This window comes from Streptomyces sp. PKU-EA00015 (genome assembly GCF_013387495.1).
GTDB lineage: Bacteria > Actinomycetota > Actinomycetes > Streptomycetales > Streptomycetaceae > Streptomyces.
Genome location: NZ_JABZEE010000034.1, coordinates 89,234 through 111,903, shown reverse-complemented (window position 1 = coordinate 111,903; position 22,670 = coordinate 89,234). Strand labels below are relative to the sequence as shown.

Genomic DNA, 22,670 nt, shown 5'->3' with positions numbered 1-22,670 from the left:
CGATCAGCCGGCCGACGCCCCCGCCGAGCGGCGGCCCATCACCGGCTCGGCCACCAGGCGTGCCGTGCGGCACAACGTCTGGCCGTGGAGGTGGAAGAGGTCGTCGCGCGAGTCGAAACGGCCCAGGTCCGCGACGACATGCCCGGACAGGTCGCAGGCCGCGGCGTCCGCCGGGCAGACCGTGTGCCCGTCCCAGTCGATCGCCGTACGGGACAGTGCCTCGAACAGGGTCTCCGGTCCCGCGTTGGTGAAGCCGCCGCCGGGGTGCCCGCTCAACTCGTCGAGTCCGCCGAAGAGTTCGGAGACGGCGAGCCACCCGCCGTTCGCCTCCTCGGCCGGCCCGATGCGGAATTCGGGCCACGCCAGCAGCACCTGGTCCGGGACGAACCGGCGCATCCGGGGAAAGCGCGGGTACCACAGCGCCCCGTCGACGACCAGGCCCCGGACACGGGTGGCGACGCCACCGGCCCGCGCGACCGACTCGAGAACCGCGAGCCGCTGGCTGCACGACCCGCGGCCGCGCCGCAGCACCTCCGACACGGGGCGTTCGTCCTGCACGGAGTAGACCGGCCGGACGGTCGCGGCGATTCTGCGGTGCGCACGGCGCAGGGCCGCCAGCCGAGCGCCGGGGGACACGTCGCGGCCCGCAGCGGAGCCGAGGCTGCCGAGCAGCTCGCCGACCCGCGGATGGCGCCAGTCCAGGATCCGCGTCGGCTCGGTGCTCCCGTCCGCGGCCCTCCCGTCGGGCGTGGCAGTACGGACCCGCTTCCGCGGCCGCAGTATCGCACTCGTCATGGTGGCCATTGTGCCTTCGCCGGTTCCGGGCCCCGCAGCCGGTCGCCGAAGAGCGGGCCCGGACGGATGCTGGAAGCAGGACCTCCGACAGGGCGGGAGAGTGCGCCATGGCAAGGACGCTGGAGTGGAAGGTCGCGATCGTCCTCGTCGAGGAGGACGGCACGACCAGGGCCCGGGCCGTGCTGGACACCGGCACCACCACGATCACCGGTCACGGCACGGCCCACCGCAACCCGCAGGACGTGGACGTACCCGAGATCGGCGACGAGCTGGCGGCCGCCCGCGCGATGCACAGCCTCACCCGGCAGCTGATGAAGGCCGCCGACCGGGACCTGGAAGCGGTAGGAGCCGGGGACGGCAGCCCGCCCGGGGCCGGATACGGCTGGCCGTACACGACTCCGTGAGCCCCTCGCGCTCACCAGGCGCCGGGATCATTCGTGGGCGACGACGGCCACCGGCGCCTTGCAGTGGTGCATCGCGGCGTGCGCGACATGACCGATGTGCGGTGCCAGGGGAGCGTGGCGGACATGGCGCCCGACGACCACCAGCCCCGCGTCGGCGGCCTCGTCCACCAGCACCTCGGCGGCGGAGCCCATCACGGATCGCTCCACCACCTCCACCGAGGGATGCTCCCGGTGCCAGGGCAGCAGCGCGGCGCCGAGCGCCGCGGCCGCCTCGCGCCCGCCCTCGGCCGAGTGCCCGACCACGAGCGGCAGCTTCCAGCCGTGGACGGCCCGCAGCGCGCACCCGCGCCGCGCCGCCTCGCCGAAGGCGAAGGAGAGCACCGGACCGGCCGGCCGGTGGAGATCCACTCCGACCACGACGTCCTTGTCCCGGTCGTGCCCGCCGACATTGCCCTCGGCCCGCACGACGACGACCGGGGTCCGCGTGGCCCCGATGGTCGCCAGACCGACGGAGCCCATCAGGGCCCCCATCACCGTCCCCAGTCCCCGCGAGCCGAGCACCAGCAGCTCGGCGTCGGCGGCCTCGAGGGCGAGTGCGGCGGGAGGCCGCCCCGACACCCGGCGCGTGGAGATCCGGAGGCCGGCGTGAGCGCGCCGCAGTTCCCCGGCGGCGCTCTCCAGCAGCCTGTCCGCCCAGCTGCGGTGGTCGTCGTGGGTGATCGTGGGCATGGCCACGGCCACCGGCAGCGGCCACTCCTCCACATGCACCAGGAGCAGGTCCGCGCCGCGCAGCCCCGCGTCCCGGGCCGCCCAGTGGGCCGCCGCGAGACTCTCGGGCGAGTTGTCCAGGCCCACGGTCACATGCGTCATGGTCCGTTCCTCCTTCGGATCGCTCCTGCGGCCACTTTCCAGCGTCCCGCTCGACGGCGCCCGGCGTCGTCCGCCCGGCGGCCCACGACCGCGCGCGTACGCCCGGGCCCGCTGCCGGGGCGCGTGGCCGGCCGGGGGACGCCGTTCGGCGGGCGCAGGACGGGGTACCCGCCTGCCCCGACCGCATGGCTCCGTCCCCCTCCGCCGCCCCGGCTGCGGAGGACGGGGCCGCCGCACGCAGCGGTGCCGCGGGGGGAACGACAGGGAGGGACGCCATGACCGTGGACAGGGGCGCCGGGCGGCCGGACCGCGCCCAGGGGCCGGCCGGGCGGGGCGCCGCGTGGCCGGACCCCGGCACCCGTCGGTTCTGGCGCGGTGTCGCGGCCGTCGTCCTCGACACCGACGGTGTCGTCACCGATTCCGCCCGTCTCCACGCGGCCGCCTGGAAGACCGCCTTCGACGCCTGCCTGGAGGAGCATCCGCCGGACGACCCCCAGGACCGCCGCCCCTTCGACGTACGCGACGACTATTTGCGCCACGTGGACGGCAGGTCCCGCCTGGACGGGGCCGCCGCGTTCCTCGGCTCCCGCGGCATGCGCCTGCCGCCGGGCAGTCCCGACGACCCGCCGGGCACCGGCACCGTGGCCGCAGTCGCCGCGTACAAGGAACGGCTGTTCACCGAACGGCTGCGGCAGGGCGTCGACGCCTTTCCGGGGACCGTACGGCTCCTCACCGAGCTGCGCTCCCGGGCCGTGCCGCTCGCCGTCGTGTCCGCGTCCCGCCACGCCCGCGAACTGCTCACCCAGGCCGGCGTCCTGCCGTACTTCGACGTCCTGGTGGACGGGCAGGAGGCCGCCCGGCTGCGGCTGCCCGGCAAACCCGACCCCGCTCTCTTCCTGGAGGCGGCGCGCAGGCTCGGCGTGCCGCCCGGCCGGTGCGCCGTCGTCGAGGACGCGCTCGCCGGTGTGCAGGCGGGCCGGCGCGGCGGCTTCGCCCTGGTCGTCGGTGTCGACCGCACCGCCGGCCCCGGAACGGGGGCCGCGCTGCTGGAACACGGCGCCGACCTCGTCGTCCGTGACCTCGCCGACCTGCTCCCCGCCACACCCGAGGACTGACCATGCCCGAGTGGATCTGGACGTACGAGGGCTACGCCCCCGGCCGAGAGCGCTTGCGGGAGGCCCTGTGCACGCTCGGCAACGGCTACTTCGCCACCCGCGGCGCCGCCCCCGAATGCGTCGCCGACGTCGTGCATTACCCCGGCACCTACGCGGCCGGCTGCTACAACCGGCTGACCTCCACCGTCGCCGGGCGCCAGGTCGTCAACGAGGACATGGTCAACCTGCCCAACTGGCTGCCGCTGCGCTTCCGCATGCACACCATGAGCGGCGACGCACCCTGGTTCCACCCCGACAGCCCTGCCCTGCGCGAACACCGCCAGCGACTCGACCTGTACTCCGGGACGCTCGAACGCAGCCTGCGGTACGCGGCGGGCGACGGACGCGTACTGGCGGTGCGCCAGCTGCGGTTCGTCCACATGGGCGACCCGCATCTGGCCGTGCTGCGCACCCAGTTCACCGCCGAGGGCTGGTCCGGGAACATCGAGGTCGAGGCCGCGCTCGACGGCTCCGTGACCAACAGCGGCGTCGCCCGCTACCGGGAGCTCAACGGCAGCCACCTCGTCCACGTCAACGCGGGGGACGGCGACCGTGAGGCGGTGTGGCTGCGCTGCCGCACGACCACCTCCGACATCCGCATCGGCATGGCGGCCCGCACCACCGCCGACGAGCCCGGGGACCCGCGGCGGGCGAACGCCGAGCGGCTGCGCGCGGCCCACGAACCGCTGCGTGCCGTACAGCTGATGCGGCTGTTCCTCGAAGACGGCCGCACCCGTACCGTGGACAAGACCGTCGCCCTGCACACGTCCCGGGACGCGGCGATCAGCGACCCCCTGCACGCCGCCGTCGACCGCGTCGACCGCGCCTCCGGATTCGACGCCCTTCTGGAATCCCACCGCACCGCCTGGCGGCAGTTGTGGGGCAGGGGAGAACTGGACGTGCCGGGGGAGGCCGGGCGCATCCTGCGCCTGCATCTCTTCCACGTCCTGCAGACCCTCTCGCCGCACACCGCCGACCTCGACGTCGGCGTACCGGCCCGCGGGCTGCACGGCGAGGCGTATCGCGGGCACATCTTCTGGGACGAGCTGTTCGTCCTGCCCTATCTGAACCTGCACTTCCCCGAGGTGTCACGGGCGCTGCTCATGTACCGCCACCGCCGCCTGGAGGCGGCACTGCGGCTGGCCCGCGACATCGGGCACATCGGGGCCATGTACCCGTGGCAGAGCGGGAGCGACGGCCGCGAGGAGACGCAGGAGCTGCATCTCAACCCGCGCTCGGGGCGCTGGCTGCCCGACCACTCCCGGCTCCAGCACCACGTCGGGTCGGCCATCGCGTACAACGTGTGGCAGTACTGCGAGGCGAGCGGAGACGCGGAGTTCCTGCACACCAAGGGCGCGGAGATGCTGACGCAGATCGCCCGCTTCTGGGCCCACTGCGCCACCTACGACGAGGACAGGGAGCGCTACCGCATCCGCGGGGTCGTCGGACCCGACGAGTACCACGAGGCGTACCCGGGATCGAAGCTGCCGGGCCTCGACGACAACGCGTACACCAACGTCACCGCCGCCTGGGTGCTCGCCCGCGCACTCGACGTCATCCGGGAACTGCCCGCGCCCCGCCGCCGCGAACTGAGCGAGCGCACCCTGCTCGACGAGTCGGAGCTGGAGCACTGGGACGAGGTCTCGCGGCGGCTGTACGTGCCCTTCCACGACGGTGTCATCAGCCAGTTCCACGGCTACGGCGACCTGACCGAACTCGACTGGGCCGCACTGCGCGCACGCCACGGGGACATCCGCCGTCTCGACCGCGTCCTCGAGGCCGAGGGCGACACCGTGAACCGCTACAAGGCGTCCAAGCAGGCCGACGTCCTCATGCTCGGCTATCTGTTCTCGCCCGCCGAGCTGCGCGGTCTCTTCCGGCGCCTGGGCTACGACCTCGACGGCGACACCTGGCACCGGACCGTGGACTACTACCTGGAGCGCACCAGCCACGGCTCGACGCTGAGCGGCCTGGTCCACGGCTGGGTCCTCGCCCGGGTGCGACGGCAGGACGCATGGGAGTACTGCCGCGAGGCGCTGGAGGGCGACATCGCCGATCTGCACGGCGGCACCACCGAGGAGGGTGTGCACCTGGGCGCCATGGCGGGCACCCTCGACCTCGTGCAGCGCGGCCTGACCGGGATGGAGACCCGCAGCGGGGCGCTCTGGTTCGACCCCGTCCACTCGCCCGAACTCCCCGACTACGGCTTCTCCATCCGTTACCACGGGCACTGGGGCGTGCGCGTACGCATGCGGCCGGGGGAACTGGAGATCGGCGTACCGGACTCGGACGAGTCCCCGATCGACGTACGCCTCACCGACCGCATGGTGTCGGTGGAGCCGGGCACGTCCTGCGTGCTGCCGTTCCCGGTCGGCTAGGGTCTTTCGTTCGGATCAGGCCGGTCTTCCGGATCAGCCCGGCTCACGTCGCGCGCGTGTCGTCGTCCGCGAAGGAGAGGCGGTCCACCACGTCCACGACGCCGTCGACGCTCTGGCACAGGCGAACGACCACGCGCACCAGGCTCTTGCGGTCCAGCGTCCCGCTGAGCGTCACCCGGCCCTCGTCGACCTGGACGGTGACGGCCGCCGGGGACACGCCCAGCGTGCCGCCGAGGACGTCCTCCACGATCTCCTCCTGGATGGCCCGGTCCCGCCGCAGGAACAGCTGGAGGAGGTCGCTGCGGCTCACCACCCCGATCAGCTGCCCCGAGCCGTCCACCACCGGCAACCGCTTGATGTGCCGGTCCTCCATCACACGGGCCGCCTCCACCGCGCTCCACTCCGGCCGCGCGACCACGGCGGGGCTCGTCATCAGCCCCTCGGCCGTGTCGGAGCCGGTGCCGCTGGTGTGCCGGCGCAGCAGATCCGCCTCGGACACGACGCCGACGGGCCGGCCGTCGTCGTCGATCACGGGCACGGCGGTGATGCCGAACTCGTCGAGCAGCCGGGCGATCTCCTTGAACACGGTGCCGCGCTGGACGCTCACCGCCTCGGGTGTCATCAGGTCGGCGACGCAGCGGTGTCTCATCCCGCACCGGTCCTCGGCGTCATGGCTCCACCTCCACCTGCGTACAGCTCCTCGACCCCAGTATTTCCGAGCCGCCCCGGCCGGTCGCGGCGGGGCGGCGCGCCGGGGCATCGTCGCCGTGCGGCCCGCCGGGCGCCTGACTACCGTGGGCGCGAGGCGCGAGCCGCACCGGGAACGCCGACCTGGGAAGGTGCCACCATGGCCGAGAAACCGCAGACGGGAGGCCCGGCCGCGGGGCCGTCGAAGGGCGACATCGGCCGCCGGGTGGCCGCCCGCCGGCAGCAGCTCGGGCTGTCCCGCGAGGACGTCGCGCTGCGGGCCGGATCCGCGCCCGGTTACATCGAGTACCTGGAGGAGCAGACCGCGACCCCGGGCATGGGTTTCCTGCTGCGGCTGGCCGACGCCCTGGAGACCACCGTCACCGCCCTGACCGGAGGCGGCGCGGACGCGCCGCCCGGCTCGGGGCGCGCCGCGCGCCGCCCCGAACTGGTGGAGCTGGCCGAGGACGAGTGCTGGGCGCTGCTCGGTACGCACGGAGTGGGGCGCATCGCCGTCGCGGGCCGGGACGGGCCCGCGATCCTCCCGGTCAACTACCTGGTCACCGAAGGCGAGGTGGCCTTCCGGACCTCCCGGGAGGCACGGCCCGGACAGGTGGCGGGCGAGGAGATCGCCTTCGAGGTGGACCACATCGACGAGGCGTTCAGCCGTGGCTGGAGTGTCCTGATCGTCGGCGCGGCACGGTCGGTCACGGACCAGGACGCCGTACAAGAGCTGGAGCGGCAGGCGTACAGCGCGCCGTGGGCGGGCGGCGAGCGGGATTTGTGGATCGTCCTCGCCCCCGACCGGGTCACCGGCCGCCGCATCCTCGTGCGCGATGCGCCGGCGCCGTGGGACTTCCGCTGACGCGGGCCGCGTCTCAGGTCAGCAGCAGCCGCACCCCGGCCGGAGCACCCGGCCGCGCCCGAGGGCACCCGTGCGCAGGTCTTGGGAGGCCCGTCTGCGGACGCGGGGGAACGTGGCGACCCCTTCACCCCGGATGGGCCCCGGCCGGCGGGCCCTCCGCTGGGATGCCGGCCGTGCGGCGGGTACCCGGGGGTCGCTGGGCGCGTCGTACAGGGGGCGACCGACGAGGGAGAAGGGCATGCCCGAGCTGCCGGATGTCGAAGGGTTCCGCGAAGTGCTGCGCTCCTGCGGCACGGGCCGGCGGATCAGGAGGGTCGACGTGCGCGACCCGGGCGTGCTGCGCGGGGTGACCGTACGGCGGTTGCGGAAGGAACTGGAGGGGCGGCGGCTGGAGGAGCCCTGGAGGCACGGCAAATGGCTCGTCGCACCCACCGACGGACCCCGCGTCGTCTGGCACTTCGGGATGACGGGGCTGCTGCTGGCCGCAGCGCCCGGCGACCCCGTGGCGGACCACGACCGGATCGTGCTCACGCTCGACGACGACCGCAGGCTGCACTACCGCGACCAGCGCAAGCTCCAGGGCGTCCACCTGGCCGGCAGCGACGAGGGCGTGGGACACGTCCTCGGCGACCTGGGGCCCGACGCTCTCGGCCTGGCCCGGGACACGTTCCTCGAGCGCGTCGCCGGGCGGCGGGGCGCCGTCAAGAACGTGCTGATGGACCAGTCGGTGCTCGCCGGGCTCGGCAACCTCCTGAGCGACGAGATCCTCTGGCGCGCCGGGGTGGCGCCCGGCCGCCCCGCGCGCGATCTGGACGAGGCCGAACTGCGCCGGATCCACGCCGCGATGGGCCGGGTCCTGCGGTCCGCGGTCCCGGCCGCGCGCGTGCCGCCCCGGCGGACCTGGCTCACCGGACGGCGGGACGACCGCGATCCGGTGTGCCCGCGCTGCCGGGGGCCGCTGAGCTCCGGCCGCACCGGCGGCCGCCGCTCCGTGTGGTGTCCCGCCTGCCAGAGCTGAGCCGCGCGGAGCGTGCCGGCCGCGCACGGAGCCCCGGCTTCGGCGTCGCTAGGGCTTCAGGAGGGTCTTGATCATGCCGTCGGCCTTGGCCTGGAACGTCGCGTACGCCTCGGGGCCCTTCTCCAGCGGCAAGGTGTGCGTGGCGAAGCCCTCGACGCCGAGCGGATCGGCGTCCGTCAGCAGCGGAAGGATGTCGTCCGTCCAGCGCCGGACATTGGCCTGCCCCATACGGAGCTGGATCTGCTTGTCGAAGAGGGTGAGCATCGGCACGGGATCCGCCATGCCGCCGTAGACCCCGGCCAGGGAGATCGTGCCGCCGCGCCGTACCGCGTCGATGGCCGTGTAGAACGCCTCCAGCCGGTCCACGCCGACATGCTCCATGACGAGCCGGGCCACGCGTCCGGGCAGCAGACCGGTCGCCCACTGCCCCGCCCTGGCGACCGGTGCGCCGTGGGCCTCCATCCCCACGGCGTCGATGACCGCGTCCGAGCCGCGGCCGTCCGTCAGGTCGCGGACCGCGTCGGCGACCTCGTCGTGCTCGCGCAGGTCGAGGACCGTCACCCCCCGCGCCTCGGCCCGGTCGAGCCGCTCGGGGACGAGGTCGATGCCGATCACGAGTCCCGCGCCCCGGTGCAGGGCCACGCGGCAGGCCATGTCGCCGATCGGTCCGAGGCCGAGCACGGTCAGCGACCCGCCGGGCGGTACGTCCGCGTACTCCACGGCCTGCCACGCCGTCGGCAGCACGTCCGAGAGGTAGACGAAACGCTCGTCCGGCGGCCCCTCGGGCACCTTGACCGGCAGTGTGTCGCCGAAGGGCACCCGCAGGTACTCGGCCTGCCCGCCGGGCACCTGCCCGTACAGCTTCGTGTAGCCGAACAGCGACGCGCCCGTGCCGCGGTCCCGCACCTGGGTCGTCTCGCACTGCGAGTGGAGGCCCTGGGCGCACATGAAGCACTCGCCGCACGAGACGTTGAACGGCACGACGACGCGGTCGCCGGCCGAGAGGGCCGTCACCTCGGGACCGGTCTCCTCCACGATGCCCATGGGCTCGTGGCCGAGGATGTCACCGGGGTCGAGGTACGGGCCCAGGACCTCGTAGAGGTGGAGATCCGAACCGCAGATGCCGGTGGACGTCACCCGGACGATCACATCCTTCGGCTCGGTGATGCGGGGATCGGGGACGGTCTCGATCCGGACGTCCCGCCGGCCCTGCCATGTCAGTGCGCGCATCGTTGTCCTCCCGCGTTGCTCTCCGGTGGGCGGCCTACAGCCGTCGTACGGGCGGCGCCGTGCACCCGGCCACCACGCCCGAGTACCCGAAGCGGGCGATGCCATTACATACAGAAGAAAACGGACTATTGGCACTCAATGGAGTGCCGGACTTTCCGGTATGGGGCGTTTATCTTTCATTGCCTGTATGTCCGTTTGCGTATGAAGTGTGCGACGGGTTTTCCTGATTGCCGGTTTCGTGACGTCGGTCACGTGACGGAATGCCCGGGGTGGCGGGCAGGCTTCGCAGACACCTTGCGCGGAAAGAGAGTTGAGTTCCCGACAGGAAATCAGGAAGGTCATTTTCGTCTCTTTTCTCCGGTCTTGCATTGCGGTTGTGAATTCAGGGCTTGTTCCGCCGGGCCGCTCTCGCTTACGGTCACCGCAATCCGGATGGACCGCCGAATCCTGCCGCCGTCCGGGAATCCGACCACACTCACGTTCGGCAGGAGCGGGGGACCCAGGTAAGCCGCCGATCCGGAAACCGGAACGGCTCGGGGTGAAGTCGCACCGACCATGCGACCGGGCATCTCCAGCCCGAACCCGACAGCTCACCTCGCAGGCGACGGAGAGGAATGCGTCATGCCTGCAAAGGGTAAGCACCGCCGTCCCAAGTCCGGCCGACTCGTCCGCGGCTTCGTCGCCGCGGGCACGGGCGGCGCCGCGCTCGCCCTGCCGTTGTTCGGCGCGACCACCGCCGGTGCCGCGCAGCCGGCCCAGGCCGCGACCGCGAAGGCCGCCGTCACGGCGCCCGCCGCGGCGAAGAAGGCCCCCGCGACGTACACCGTCGTCGCGGGCGACTCCCTGTCGGAGATCGCCGAGGAGTACTCCCTCAGCGGCGGCTGGAAGAAGCTCTACAACGACAACCGCCGGAACATCGGCGCCGACCCGGCGCTCATCCGCCCCGGCCTGAAGCTGACCATCGGCGCCAAGGCCAAGCCCGCGGACCGCGCCGCGGACGCCGGCCGCGCCGACCGCTCCGAGGCCCGCACCACGCCGGTGGCGAAGAAGGCCCCGGCCGCGAAGCCCGCCAAGGCCAAGACGTATTCCAATGATCTCGACGGCTGGATCAAGGAATCGCTCGACATCATGGCCAAGCACGGAATTCCCGGCACCTACGAGGGAATCCACCGGAACATCATGCGTGAGTCCTCCGGAAATCCGCTGGCGATCAACAACTGGGACATCAACGCGGTGAACGGAACGCCCTCCAAGGGCCTTCTCCAGGTGATCGACCCCACGTTCCGGGCCTACCACGTGCCCGGCACGCCGTTCGACAGCTACGACCCGGTCGCGAACATCACCGCCGCGTGCAACTACGCCGCAGCCAGGTACGGCTCCATCGACAACGTGAACGGTCCGTACTGACCGTAGCCCCGCAATTCGCGGCTTCGATTGCAGAGGGAATCGCGCCGGGCGCCTGCTCTGACACCACGTCAGGGCGGCGCCCGGCGCGGCCATGTGCTCACCCGGCGCCGACGGCGGGAAGGTGGGAGGCATGCGACTGCTGCTGATCTCCGACACCCATGTGCCCCGGCGCGCCCGCCGCCTTCCCGACGAGGTGATGGCCCGTGTCGGGGAGGCCGACGTGGTGATCCACGCCGGCGACTGGGTCGACACCGCGACCCTCGACCTCCTTGAGGACCGCTCCGCCCGCCTCCTCGCTGTGTACGGCAACAACGACGGCGACGCGTTGCGCGCCCGGCTGCCGGAGGTGGCCCGCGCGGAGCTCGGCGGTCTCCGGTTCGGCGTGGTGCACGAGACAGGCCCCGCCGCCGGACGCGAACGGCGCTGCGCCGAGCGGTTCCCGGACCTCGACGTGCTGGTCTTCGGCCACAGCCACATCCCGTGGGACACCACGGCCCCCGGCGGCCTGCGGCTCCTCAACCCGGGCTCCCCGACCGACCGCAGGCGACAGCCCCACCACACGTACATGACCGCGCGGGCGGCGGACGGCGTGCTGACCGAGGTCCTGCTGCACCGCCTGTGACCGGACCCGGGTAGTTTTACGGTCAACCGAACTCAGGAGCCGCCCCGTGTCCGCCAGGCCCCGCCTGCTGTACGTCACCGACCTCGCCTACCCGGCCAAGGGACGGCGGTACTGCGACGAGGACATCCACCTGTCCTCACGGCTGCGCGAGGACTTCGACCTCGCCCTCGCCCACCCGGCGGACGCGGCCGCGCTGATGGACGGCTTCGACGGTGTCGTGGTGCGCAACAGCGGGCCCGTCCTGCACTACCAGGACGCGTACGACGCCTTCCGCGAGCAGGCCACAAGGACCGGCGCCCGGATCTACAACCCGCTGACCGCACGCGGCGACATGGCGGGCAAGCAGTACCTGCTGGACCTCACCAGGGCCGGCTACCCGGTCATCCCCACGGTGGACCGGCTCGACGACCTCGGCCTGCTGCCCGCCTGCGACGCGTACGCCGTCAAGCCCAGGGCCGGCGCCGACTCCATCGGCCTCCACTTCGCGGACGCCGAGCAGCTCCCCGGCCTCATACGCGGCGACGTGCTGATACAGCCGCGCGTCGACTTCCTCTACGAGGTCTCCTTCTACTTCGTCGACGACACCTTCCAGTACGCCCTCCACGCCCCCGACCCCGCCCGCCGCTGGGACCTGGAGCCGTACGAACCCACCGCGGCCGACCTCGACTTCGCCCGGCGCTTCATCGCCTGGAACACCGTCGACCACGGCATCCAGCGCGTCGACGCCTGCCGCACCCGCGACTTGCGACTGCTGCTCGTCGAACTCGAGGACCTCAACCCGTACCTGTCCCTGGACCTCGTCGACGAGGCGACCCGCGAGGCGTTCGTCGCCGCGCTGAAGACCTCACTGCACCGCTTCCTCGCCGCACCGGCGGCTCCGGCCGCGTAGCGGGAGGCTCAGCAGCGTCAGCTGAAGACCACGGTCCGGTTGCCTTCAGGGAGGCCACCGCGTTGCGTTCGATACAGGGGATCTGGACCAGACCGCCGACCGGATCGCACGTCAGGCTGGACGACGGCCTTCACACTGCCATGGCCGTGCCCGGTGGGCGCCCAGCGAGCCGAACAGCTCGACATGGACGCGGCTCGTCTCCGCCAGCAGGCCGTCCTGCTCCAGCGCGTACACGAAGGAGCGTGCCGCGCGCATCGGGCCCACGGTGTGGGAGCTGGAGGGCCCGATGCCGACCTTGAACATGTCGAAGACACTGATGCTCATCCGGTGTCTCCCCGGTATTCCGTGCAGGCGTCGACGAGCCAGGTGGCAAGGTAGGACGCGAACGAGGAGCGGACCATCAGCCACACGCTGGAAGCTCCTTCACCCCGCACGACAAGGGTGATCGGAGCCTGCGCCAGCACCGTTGTCAGGCACGAACCGACGGGCGTCACCCGCGGATCCAGATCGATGGCACAGCCCTGGGCCAGCACCGTGCGGACCCTGGTCAGGTACGACAACCTGGCCACGCGGATCTGGTGTCTGTTCATCGACCGCCTGCCGGATCTGGCGGGTCACGTGCACGAGCACGGGCCGCTGCTGCGCGCCGTCATCGACCGCGATGCGGAGAAGGCCGCAGCCCTCGCCGCGGGCCACGTCGAAGGGTTCGAGGCGGCGATCCGCGGCGTCATCTGATCCTCGCCACGTCCGAACGCGGGGTGCGCCTGGGCGTTGCCGCGCAGCCTGTTGCCGCGGGGACTGGCCTCGGGAACCGTACGGGAGGTGTCCTCGCGCTCCCTCCTGTGAACGCGCCGCATGCGCTGGGCGGCGACTGGTTCGATGCGCCCACGTGCCGGCGGCTCACCGTCGCGTGGGCCGCCGTCCCGGGGACTGCCGGGACACCGCCGGCCGCCCTCCGGCCCGCGCCCGCGCCCCGGCTCAGTGGACCGACCCCCCGGGCCGGCCTCATGCGGGCCGCGCGTCGCGTACGTCTGCGGGCTCTGCGTCGTACACGTCGAGGCGGCCGCACATGCCGAACCGGCCGCGTGCCGCGGGTCGTTCCGCCCGTACGACGGCGTCCGCGAGGTAGCGGGCGTCGCCCCGTTCCAGGCGCGCCAACTGTGTGCCGGTGGCGGCCGACGCGGCCGCGGCACCCGTCAGCCACCGCTCGCGCCAGCGGCCCGCGAGCGGGCGCACCAGGGAGGCCGCCGCCCGATGGAACGCGGCCAGCGGCTCAGGGTCCCCGGCCGCAGCCGCCGCGCGCAGCGCGGTGAAGCCCTCGATCGCCAGGTCGCGGCGGCGCCGGGCGGCCGTGGCGAGCTCCTCCTCGGAGGCGGTCGGCGGCAGGGCGACGGTCGCCCGGTAGCGGGCCGGGTCGGCCAGGTACGGCGGCGGCAGGGTGAGCACCGCGTCACCGGCCTCCGGCAGACCGCAGTTCTGCATGAGGACGACGATGGTCAGATCGCCCTCGTTGACCAGCCGGTGGATCGTGCCGGGCGTGAACCAGACCAGGGCGCCGGGAGCGAGCGGCGTCTCCTCGAACCCGGAGGCGGCCAGCGTCTGCACCGCGCCGCGCCCTCCGGTCACGGCGTACCCCTCCGAACAGGTCAGGTGCAGATGGGGCGTTCCGCCGCGCAGACCGTCCGCTGCCGGCCAGTCGTACACGCGCAGGCGGGACACGCCGATCCCGCCGGGCAGGCCGTCGTACACGGCGGCTGCACCGGGAGGGTTCATCTCGGGCCTCCTCGGGGGAGTACGGGGTGCGCGGGCGGCCGGTTGGGCAAGCGCTTTCTACGGCACGTTAGGGAGGGTGCCCGGTCCGGTCAAGAGGGCCCCGCCTGTGGCCGTCCCGTCACCGCCTCAACGCGCCCGGCAGCCAGGCCAGTTGGGCGGCCTCCTGGTGCGGGCCGCCGCCCTCGTGGTCGTTGAAGTCGTAGACCTCGATCCGCTTGTCCTCGTGGGCATAGGCGTTGAAGGCGGCGAACACCGTCGACGGCGGGCACGTCTGGTCCTCCAGCGCCGCCGAGAAGAGCGCCGGGGCACGCCCTCGCGCCGCGAAGTGGACCCCGTCGAAGTACGCGAGGGTGCGCGCCGCCTGCTCGCTTCGGCCGCGATGGGTCCGCAGGTAGTTGCCGACCTCCCGGTAGGGGTCACGGTCGGTCAGCGTCGTGGCACGAGGGAAGTCGCACAGGAACGGCACGTCCGGGGCGACGGCCGCGAGATCCGGCACCAGGCCGCCCACCGCGAGCGCGATGCCGCCGCCCTGGCTCACGCCGACGGCCGCCGTCCTGGAGGCGTCCGTCAGCGGATGCGAGCGCGCCGCCTCGACCGCGCGTACGGCGTCGGTGAACACTCGCCGGTAGTAGAACTCGTGCGGGTCCTCGATACCCCTCGTTAGGTAGCCGGGGAAGGCGGGCCCGCTGCCCACCGGGTCCGGTGTGCTGCCGTTCGTCCAGCCGCTGCCCTGCCCGCGGGTGTCCATGACGAAGTGTGCGAGACCCGCCGACGCCCACAGCAGATGGGTGTGGGGCAGTCCGCGTCCGCCGCCGTAGCCGAGGAACTCCACGACCACCGGCACCGGTTCGGCGGTCCCGGCGGGCAGCACCAGCCAGCCCTTCACCGGGTGGCCCCCGAATCCGGCGAAGGTCACGTCGTGGACCTCCACCGACGTCAGACCGGTCGCGACGGGCTCGAAGCGCGCGCCGAGGGCGTGGGCGCGGGACTCCTCCAGCGTCTTCGTCCAGAACGCGTCGAAGTCCGCCGGTTCGGCGGAGGCGCTGCGGTACCTGCGCAGCTCGTCGAGCGGGAGATCGAACAGGGCCATGGGAACCACCTTCACTTACGGGGGCAGGGAGCAGATCAACATGGCCTGCCACCGCCTGGCAAGGGCACGGCTCACGAGCGGCGCGCCGCTCCCATGGCGGACGGGCTCCTGCCGTCAGGGCCCTTGCCGAGCGGCGGTCACCCCTGCTATCCCTCTCGGTTAGGAAAGTTTCCTTCCAATCGACCCTGCGCGATGCACCGGTTCTTGTCCCGGCCCTTCCGCCCAGCCAACGGAGACCCCCCATGAGACCGGCACGGCTCTGGAAACACCCGCTCACCGCCCTCGGCGTGATCGGCACCGCACTGACGCTCGCCCTGACCGCCGCGCCCACGGCGCCCGCAGCCCCCGTCCCCGAACCCCGCGCCGCCGCGGCGGCCGTCACCCACGAGGCCGAGAACGCGACCGTCTCGCGCGGGCTCGTGGAGTCCGACCACACCGGCTACACCGGCACCGGCTTCGTCAACTACGACAATGTCAGCGGCGGTTACGTCCAGTGGACGGTCAACGCCGCACAGGCCGGCCGGGCGACCCTGACCCTGCGCTACGCCAACGGCACCACCGCGAACCGCCCGATGGACCTCTCCGTCAACGGCACCCTGGCCGCCGACGAGCGCGCCTTCAATGGGACCGGCTCGTGGACCTCCTGGTCGACGGTCACCGTCGCGGCCGACCTCAGGGCCGGTGCCAACACCATCAGGGCGACCGCCACCACCGCCAACGGCGGACCCAACGTCGACCACCTCGCCGTCGACACCGCACCCGCCTCCGCCGGCACGCCCGTCGCCGTCAACGGCCAGCTGAAGGTGTGCGGCACCAAGCTGTGCAACCAGTACGGAAAGCCCGTCCAGCTGCGCGGTATGAGCACCCACGGCCTCCAGTGGTACAGCCAGTGCGTCACCACCGGATCCCTGGGCGCCCTGGCCACCGACTGGAACGCCGACGTCCTGCGCATCTCCATGTACATCCAGGAAGGCGGCTACGAGACGGACCCCCGCGGCTTCACCGACAAGGTCCACTCGATCATCGAGCAGGCCACCGCACGCGGCATGTACGCGATCGTCGACTGGCACATGCTCAGCCCGGGCGACCCGAACCACAACCTCGCCCGCGCCAGGACGTTCTTCACCGAGATCGCCCAGCGCCACCGCAGCAAGAACAACCTGCTGTTCGAAATCGCCAACGAGCCCAGCGGAGTGAGCTGGTCCACGATCAAGAACTACGCCGAGCAGCTCGTCCCCGTCATCCGGCAGAACGACCCGGACACCCCGGTCCTCGTCGGCACCCGCGCCTGGTCCTCGCTCGGCGTCTCGGAGGGTTCGAACGAGAGCGAGGTCGTGAACAACCCGGTCGACGCGGCCAACATCATGTACACGTTCCACTTCTACGCGGCCTCGCACCGGGACGAGTACCTGAACACCCTGTCCCGCGCGGCCGACAAACTGCCCGTGTTCGTCACCGAGTTCGGCACCCAGGACTACGCGGGCGAAGGGGCGAACGACTTCGCCATGTCCCAGCGCTACCTCGATCTGATGGCGAGCAAGAAGATCAGCTGGGTGAACTGGAACTACTCGGACGACCACCGCTCCGGAGCCGTGTTCAAGACGGGGACGTGCGCCGACAACGGTCCCTGGACCGGCACCACGTCGCTGAAGCCCGCCGGCGTCTGGGTCCGCGACCGCATCAGGACACCGGACGACTTCCCCACCGGCTGACCGGCCCGTCGCGCGTCCCCGCCCGCCCCTGTGATCCACTGGGCGGGCGGGGGCGCGCACAGGGAACACAGGTCACACATCAGGAGCAGCATTGGCCAGCTACCGGCAGCCGGGAGTCGTCCTCACCGACCACCGCTTCACCGTCCCGCTCGACCACGGCGATCCCGACGGCGAGCAGATCGAGCTCTACGGCCGCGAGGTCACCGGCGCCGGCCGCACGGGCGACGACCTGCCCTGGCTGCTGTACCTGGAGGGCGGTCCCGGCAACGCCGCCCGCCGCTTCACCGGGGCGCAGGCCTGGCTCGCCCGCGCCGTGGAGGAGTACCGCGTACTCCTCCTCGACCAGCGCGGCACCGGCCGCTCCACGCCCCTCAACCGCCAGACGCTCCCGCTGCGCGGCGGACCTCGGCAACAGGTCGCGCACCTCGCCCGCTTCCGCGCCGACTCCATCGTCCGCGACTGCGAGACCATCCGGCGGCGGCTCACCGGCGGGGCGCCCTGGACCGTCCTCGGCCAGAGCTTCGGCGGCTTCTGCACCACCCACTATCTGTCCACGGCCCCCGAAGGACTGCACACCGCTCTGATCACCGGCGGTCTGCCCGCCCTGGACGCGCACGCCGACGACGTCTACCGCGCCGCCTATCCGCGTATCCGCCGCAAGGTGGAGGCCCACTACGCCCGTTACCCGCAGGACGTCGAGCGCGCCCGCCGCATCGCCGCCCACCTCGCGGACCGTCCCACCGTGCTGCCCGGCGGCTACACCCTCACGCCCGAAGCCTTCCAGTCGCTCGGCATCCTCCTCGGCGGCCAGGACGGCAGCCACCAGCTGCACTACCTGCTCGAGAACGCCTTCGTGCGCACCGCGGCGGGCCAGGAACTCTCCGACGCCTTCCAGGAAGCCGTCCGCCCCGTCCTGTCGTTCGCCGCCAACCCCTTGTACGCCGTGCTCCACGAGGCGATCTACGCCCAGGGCGGCCGGCCCACCGGCTGGTCCGCCGAACGCGTACGCGCCGAGTTCCCGGAGTTCGACGCGGCGACGACGCTCGCCGGCGAGAGTCCGCTGATGTTCACCGGGGAGACCATCCACCCCTGGCACTTCGAGGCGGACCCCGCGCTGCGCCCGCTGCGCGAGGCCGCCGAACTGCTCGCAGCCCGCGCCGACTGGCCGGCGCTCTACGACCCGGCGCGTCTCGCCGTCAACGAGGTGCCGGTCGCCGCGGCCGTCTACCACGACGACATGTACGTCGACACCGCCGACTCCCTGCGCACGGCCCGCGCCGTCCGCGGTCTGCGCACCTGGGTCACCGACGAGTACGAGCACGACGGCGTGCGGGCGAGCGGCACCAGGGTCCTCGACCGCCTGCTGGCCCTCGCCCGTGACGAGGTCTGACGCACCATCCGTTGTGTCCGGCAGGCGGGGCCGTATCCTGCGGCCATGACGGATCAAGTGACCGAACAGCTCCAGGAGATGCCCGGCGACTGGCAGCGCGCCCTGGCCGTCGTCGCCCACCCCGACGACCTCGAATACGGCTGCGCCGCCGCCATCGCCGGGTGGACCGACGGGGGACGCGAGGTCGTCTACGTCCTCGCCACCCGCGGCGAGGCGGGCATCGACTCCATCGCCCCGGCCGAGTGCGCGGCGCTGCGCGAGCAGGAGCAGCGCGCCAGCGCCGCGGTCGTGGGTGTCCCCACCGTGGAGTTCCTCGACCACGAGGACGGGGTCATCGAGTACGGGACGGGGTTGCGGCGCGACATCGCGGCCGCCATCCGCCGCCACCGCCCCGAGCTGGTCATCACACTGAACCACCGCGACACCTGGGGCGGCACGGTCTGGAACACCCCCGACCACCGCGCCGTGGGACGGGCGACCCTGGACGCCGCCGGCGACGCGGGCAACCGCTGGATCTTCCCCGAGCTCATCTCCGAGCAAGGGCTCGAACCCTGGGACGGCGTGCGGTGGGTGGCCGTGGCGGGCTCGAACAACCCGACCCATGCGGTCGACGCGGGGCCCGGTCTGGAGCGCTCCGTGCGCTCGCTCCTGGAGCACCGCTTGTACATCGAGGGTCTGACGGACAAGGACCCGGAGGAGTACTGCCGCACCTTCCTCACCGGTATGGCCGAGGCGGCGGCGCCGCGCTTCGGCGGCCGGCCCGCCGTCACGTTCGAGGTGTTCCCGCGCTGACGCGCCGGCACCCCGGCCCCGGACCGCGTCGCGGTCCGGGGCTTCGTTTTCTCGTCCCGAGGCGCTGCCCGTCCGGCGGCCGCGTCCCTGTACGCGCCGTGAACGAGCCCTACGGGAACGGGACAGCGTGGGCTGCGGATTGACACGGCTTGTGACCGGGCACATCACTGGGCAGTGATGTGATGCGCGACTTCCTTGTGCGACCCGAGCGGCCCATGGAGGAAATGTGACGCTTCGCCTGCGAATAGCCGCCCTGGTCGCGGCACTCACGCTCGCATGTACCCCAGCCGTCGGCGAGGCCGCCGACGGGCACGGGCCGGACGGCAGGTCTGGGGCCGTCACCCCCACCCCACGCGAGGTCCAGTCCCTGGACGACCGGGTCACCATCACTTCGACCGTCACTCTGGTCGCCGACGAGGACGCCGACCCGCAGGCACTCGACGTCACCGAGAAGGCGCTGCACGAGGCGGGCGCCGACCGGGTCGTGCGCGGCGAGCGTGCCGTCGACGACCGGCTGACCGTCCATGTCGGCTCCGCCGGGGCCCTGGACGCCCTGGCCGCGCTCGACGCCGAGGGCCCGGAGCAACTTCCCGCCGACGGCTATGTCCTCGGTATCGGCCACGACCGGATCGTCCTCGCCGGCAAGGACGCCACGGGCACCTACTACGCCGCCCAGACCCTGCGCCAGGTCCTGCCGCACCGCGACCGCCCGGGCGCCCAGGTGCCCGGCCTGATCGTCCGCGACTGGCCCGCCACCCCCCTGCGCGGCGTCATCGAGGGCTTCTACGGCACCCCGTGGTCGCACGAGGCCCGGCTGGACCAGCTCGACTTCTACGGCGAGCACAAGATGAACATCTACGTGTACTCGCCCAAGGACGACCCCTATCTGCGCGACAAGTGGCGCGAGCCCTACCCGGCCTCGGCGCTGGCGCGCATCGAGGAGCTGGTCGACCGGGCCGAGCAGCGGCACGTGGACTTCACCTACGCCCTGTCCCCGGGCCTGTCCGTCTGCTACAGCTCCGAGGCCGACACCCGCGCCCTCATCGACAAGTTCCGGACGATCTGGGACATCGGCGTACGCACCTTCGCCGTGCCGCTGGACGACATCAGCTACACGAAGTGGAACTGCCCCGAGGACCAGGCCCGATGGGGCACCGGCGGCGGTGCGGCGGGTGCGGCGCAGGCCCACCTGCTCAATCGGGTGAACCGCGAGTTCATCGCCGCCCACCCCGGTGCCGAGCCCCTGCAGATGGTGCCGACCGAGTACTACAACGTGACGGCGACCGCCTACAAGAAGGCGCTGGCCGGGCAGCTCGACGCGGACGTCGTCGTCGAGTGGACCGGCATCGGTGTCATCGCGCCGACCATGACGGTCGCCCAGGCGCGCGCCGCCCGCTCGGTCTTCGCCCACCCGATCCTGACCTGGGACAACTACCCCGTCAACGACTACGTCACCAACCGCCTGCTGCTCGGCCCCTTCAGCGGCCGGGAGAAGGGTCTGCCCGCCGAACTGGCCGGCATCACCGCGAATCCGATGATCCAGCCGTACGCGTCGAAGATCGCGCTGTTCACGGTCGCCGACTACACCTGGAACGACAGCGCCTACGACCCGCGCACCTCATGGCTGGCCGCGCTGCGGTGGTACGCGGGCGGCGACGGCCGCACCGAACGGGCCCTGCGGGCCTTCGCGGACGTCAACTACAGCTCGCGGCTGAACGTACAGCAGGCGCCCGAACTGGCCGCCGCCTTCGAGGGGTTCTGGCGCGACGGTGACGCGGACCGGCTCCACGCGACCCTGGACGGGCTGCGTACGGCGCCGTCGGTGCTGCGCGACCGCCTTCCCGAGCCGGGCTTCGTCGACGACGCCGGCCCCTGGCTCGACGCGACGGAGGCGTGGGCCGTGGCGGCAGGCACCGCGCTGCGGCTCGTGGAGGCCGCCCGCGACGGTGACGCCGCCGAGGCGTGGGAGCTGCGCGGTCGCCTTCCCGGACTGCTCGCCACCGCCAGGTCGTTCCTCTACACGGGACTCGGCGGCACGAAGGTCCCCGTCGTCGTCGGCGAAGGCGTGCTGGACAGGTTCGTCGAGGACGCGCGGGCCGAGCACGACCGCATCCTCGGCGTGCCCGGCGGCATCAGGGCCACCAGCAGCATCGGCACCTACCGTGACAACGTGCCCGCGCGGATGATCGACGACGACGACACCACGTTCTACTGGAGCAGCAGGGCGCCCGCGGCGGGCGACCACGTCGGCGTCGACCTGCGCCGGGAGCGGCCGATCGGCACCGTCACGCTGGCCATGGGCAAGCCGACCAGCCCGAACGACTACCTGCGCCAGGGTGTGCTGGAGTATTCGTCCGACGGCATGAACTGGCAGCAGCTGACGGCCTTCTCCGGAACGCCCGACGTCACGGCCACCGCCCCCGAGGGCGCCACCGCCCGCTACGTACGGGCCAGGGCGACGGCGGGCCAGACCAACTGGCTCGTCGTCAGGGAGTTCTCGGTCGCCACGGACAGCGCCTCCGTGAGCGGAGGCCCGCCCCCGGCGGCCGGCTCCGCACTGCGCGCCGCGGCCGACGGAGACCCGGACACCGCCTACCGTGCCGGACGTGCTCCCGAGCCGGACGAGGCCCTGACCGTGGACCTCGGCCCCGCGCGGGCCGTGCGGACGGTGAAGGTGCTCCAGCCCGGCGACACCGTGGCACGCGCGCTCGTCGAGCTGCGGGCACAGGACGGCACCTGGCGGCGGGTCGGCGAGATCCGGCGGGCGTACTCGCAGCTGAACACGGGCAACCGCACGGCCGACGCGGTTCGCCTGGTGTGGCAGAGCGGTACGCCGCAGATCGCCGAGGTCATCGTCCGCTAGGGCCTGGGGTCGCGCGAGTAGGGCCTGGGGTCACGCGAGATTGACAAAAGTCCTTGCTGTTTCTGCAATGGAACGCATGGACGACGACGCACGGCTGGACGCCGTACTGAACGAGGTGGGGCCGCGGCTCCGCAGGATCCGGCGCGAGCGAGGCGCCACGCTCGGAGCCCTGTCGGAGGCGACCGGCATCTCGGTGAGCACCCTGTCCCGGCTGGAGTCGGGCGGACGCAGGCCCAGCCTGGAGCTGCTGCTGCCCATCGCCCGTGCCCACCAGGTGCCGCTCGACGAACTGGTCGGGGCCCCTCCCGTCGGTGACCCGCGCGTGCGGTCGAAGCCGATCGTGCGCGGTCACCGGACGATGTATCCGCTCACCAACCGGCCCGGCGGGCTCCAGGCGTACAAGGTGGTGCACAGGCCGGCCGAGGAGCCCCCCGAGCAGCGCACGCACGAGGGGTACGAGTGGCTGTACGTGCTCTCCGGCCGACTCCGGCTGCTGCTCGGCGACCACGACGTGGTGCTGGGTCCGGGGGAGGCGGCGGAGTTCGACACCCGGGTGCCGCACTGGTTCGGTGCGGCCGACGGCCGGCCGGTGGAGTTCCTGAGCCTGTTCGGCCCGCAGGGGGAGCGGATGCACGTCCGGGCGAGGCCCAAGCGCGGCTGAGAATCCGGCGGGCGGCCGGGAAGGGTCTTCCACGAGGGGCAAGCGACCGCTTAGTATGCTCCCAGTACAG

At 72.5% G+C, this 22,670-nt stretch carries 20 protein-coding genes, 2 pseudogenes and 1 riboswitch; of the genes and pseudogenes, 14 read left to right on the top strand and 8 right to left on the bottom strand.

Annotated features, from left to right (window positions below; all coding sequences use genetic code 11):
* Positions 1–3: 3 nt before the first annotated feature.
* On the bottom strand, positions 4–795 hold the full coding sequence (locus HW130_RS21255) for a transglutaminase domain-containing protein (RefSeq protein ID WP_177151242.1): 792 nt from the start codon (positions 793–795) through the stop codon (positions 4–6).
* A 107-nt stretch (positions 796–902) separates the two neighbouring features.
* Between HW130_RS21255 and HW130_RS21250 the strand changes: the two genes are divergently transcribed.
* Positions 903–1,199 (top strand): dsRBD fold-containing protein, encoded by a 297-nt coding sequence (locus tag HW130_RS21250; protein ID WP_177151241.1) that lies wholly within the window; start codon positions 903–905, stop codon positions 1,197–1,199.
* A gap of 27 nt (positions 1,200–1,226) precedes the next feature.
* Here the strand turns inward: HW130_RS21250 and HW130_RS21245 are convergent, their stop codons facing one another.
* Positions 1,227–2,069: a universal stress protein gene (locus tag HW130_RS21245; protein ID WP_177151240.1), complete on the bottom strand. Its 843-nt coding sequence runs from the start codon at positions 2,067–2,069 to the stop codon at positions 1,227–1,229.
* A gap of 275 nt (positions 2,070–2,344) precedes the next feature.
* Between HW130_RS21245 and HW130_RS21240 the strand changes: the two genes are divergently transcribed.
* Together HW130_RS21240 and HW130_RS21235 are read left to right on the top strand one after the other, a co-directional pair.
* Entirely contained in the window at positions 2,345–3,184 is an 840-nt protein-coding gene (locus tag HW130_RS21240; protein WP_177151239.1) for an HAD family phosphatase, read from the top strand.
* Positions 3,185–3,186: 2 nt separating this feature from the next.
* Positions 3,187–5,601, top strand: a complete 2,415-nt coding sequence (locus HW130_RS21235; protein WP_177151238.1) for a glycoside hydrolase family 65 protein — start codon at positions 3,187–3,189, stop codon at positions 5,599–5,601.
* A gap of 43 nt (positions 5,602–5,644) precedes the next feature.
* On the opposite strand, the gene HW130_RS21230 is transcribed toward HW130_RS21235, so the two are convergent.
* Complete coding sequence (locus tag HW130_RS21230) at positions 5,645–6,250, bottom strand: CBS domain-containing protein (protein ID WP_177151237.1); 606 nt, start codon at positions 6,248–6,250, stop codon at positions 5,645–5,647.
* A gap of 198 nt (positions 6,251–6,448) precedes the next feature.
* Here HW130_RS21230 and HW130_RS21225 point away from each other — a divergent pair, with 198 nt between their 5' ends.
* Positions 6,449–7,153: a pyridoxamine 5'-phosphate oxidase family protein gene (locus HW130_RS21225; RefSeq protein ID WP_177151236.1), complete on the top strand. Its 705-nt coding sequence runs from the start codon at positions 6,449–6,451 to the stop codon at positions 7,151–7,153.
* Between the two features lie 238 nt (positions 7,154–7,391).
* Entirely contained in the window at positions 7,392–8,171 is a 780-nt protein-coding gene (locus tag HW130_RS21220; protein ID WP_177151235.1) for an Fpg/Nei family DNA glycosylase, read from the top strand.
* Between the two features lie 48 nt (positions 8,172–8,219).
* On the opposite strand, the gene HW130_RS21215 is transcribed toward HW130_RS21220, so the two are convergent.
* Entirely contained in the window at positions 8,220–9,401 is a 1,182-nt protein-coding gene (locus HW130_RS21215) for a zinc-dependent alcohol dehydrogenase (RefSeq protein WP_177151234.1), read from the bottom strand.
* A 428-nt stretch (positions 9,402–9,829) separates the two neighbouring features.
* A riboswitch (cyclic di-AMP (ydaO/yuaA leader) is annotated at positions 9,830–10,018 on the top strand.
* A 4-nt stretch (positions 10,019–10,022) separates the two neighbouring features.
* On the opposite strand from HW130_RS21215, the gene HW130_RS21210 reads away from it, so the two are divergent.
* From HW130_RS21210 to HW130_RS21200, 3 genes are all read left to right on the top strand, one after another.
* Positions 10,023–10,808, top strand: coding sequence for a transglycosylase SLT domain-containing protein (locus HW130_RS21210; protein WP_177151233.1), 786 nt, complete (start codon positions 10,023–10,025; stop codon positions 10,806–10,808).
* A gap of 130 nt (positions 10,809–10,938) precedes the next feature.
* Positions 10,939–11,430 (top strand): metallophosphoesterase family protein, encoded by a 492-nt coding sequence (locus HW130_RS21205; RefSeq protein ID WP_177151232.1) that lies wholly within the window; start codon positions 10,939–10,941, stop codon positions 11,428–11,430.
* Positions 11,431–11,476: 46 nt separating this feature from the next.
* The gene (locus HW130_RS21200) at positions 11,477–12,319 is read left to right on the top strand and encodes a hypothetical protein (protein ID WP_177151231.1); all 843 of its coding nucleotides are present in this window, start codon (positions 11,477–11,479) and stop codon (positions 12,317–12,319) included.
* 119 nt (positions 12,320–12,438) lie between these two features.
* Here HW130_RS21200 and HW130_RS21195 read toward each other — a convergent pair.
* Both HW130_RS21195 and HW130_RS21190 read right to left on the bottom strand, forming a co-directional pair.
* Positions 12,439–12,643 (bottom strand): annotated as a pseudogene (locus HW130_RS21195) (serine dehydratase beta chain); the annotation flags it as partial.
* Positions 12,640–12,909 carry a sarcosine oxidase subunit gamma family protein gene (locus HW130_RS21190; protein ID WP_256356219.1) on the bottom strand — a complete coding sequence of 90 codons (270 nt, stop codon included), beginning with the start codon at positions 12,907–12,909 and terminating at the stop codon, positions 12,640–12,642. The gene HW130_RS21190 and the pseudogene HW130_RS21195, both read right to left, overlap by 4 nt.
* Between HW130_RS21190 and HW130_RS21185 the strand changes: the two are divergent.
* A pseudogene (locus HW130_RS21185) lies at positions 12,860–13,054 on the top strand (FCD domain-containing protein); the annotation flags it as partial. The gene HW130_RS21190 and the pseudogene HW130_RS21185 overlap by 50 nt on opposite strands.
* A gap of 270 nt (positions 13,055–13,324) precedes the next feature.
* On the opposite strand, the gene HW130_RS21180 reads toward HW130_RS21185, so the two are convergent.
* Entirely contained in the window at positions 13,325–14,092 is a 768-nt protein-coding gene (locus HW130_RS21180) for a cupin (protein ID WP_177151229.1), read from the bottom strand.
* Between the two features lie 118 nt (positions 14,093–14,210).
* A complete protein-coding gene (locus HW130_RS21175) occupies positions 14,211–15,182 on the bottom strand; it encodes an acetylxylan esterase (protein ID WP_177151228.1) in 972 nt (323 codons plus the stop codon).
* Between the two features lie 242 nt (positions 15,183–15,424).
* Here HW130_RS21175 and HW130_RS21170 point away from each other — a divergent pair, with 242 nt between their 5' ends.
* From HW130_RS21170 to HW130_RS21150, 5 genes are all read left to right on the top strand, one after another.
* Positions 15,425–16,894, top strand: a complete 1,470-nt coding sequence (locus HW130_RS21170; protein ID WP_177151227.1) for a cellulase family glycosylhydrolase — start codon at positions 15,425–15,427, stop codon at positions 16,892–16,894.
* A 91-nt stretch (positions 16,895–16,985) separates the two neighbouring features.
* Positions 16,986–18,284 (top strand): alpha/beta fold hydrolase, encoded by a 1,299-nt coding sequence (locus tag HW130_RS21165; RefSeq protein WP_177151226.1) that lies wholly within the window; start codon positions 16,986–16,988, stop codon positions 18,282–18,284.
* Positions 18,285–18,329: 45 nt separating this feature from the next.
* Positions 18,330–19,076 (top strand): PIG-L deacetylase family protein, encoded by a 747-nt coding sequence (locus tag HW130_RS21160; protein WP_177151225.1) that lies wholly within the window; start codon positions 18,330–18,332, stop codon positions 19,074–19,076.
* A gap of 226 nt (positions 19,077–19,302) precedes the next feature.
* Entirely contained in the window at positions 19,303–21,939 is a 2,637-nt protein-coding gene (locus HW130_RS21155) for a beta-N-acetylglucosaminidase domain-containing protein (protein WP_177151224.1), read from the top strand.
* A 76-nt stretch (positions 21,940–22,015) separates the two neighbouring features.
* Positions 22,016–22,600, top strand: coding sequence for a helix-turn-helix domain-containing protein (locus tag HW130_RS21150; protein ID WP_375256561.1), 585 nt, complete (start codon positions 22,016–22,018; stop codon positions 22,598–22,600).
* Positions 22,601–22,670: the final 70 nt, after the last annotated feature.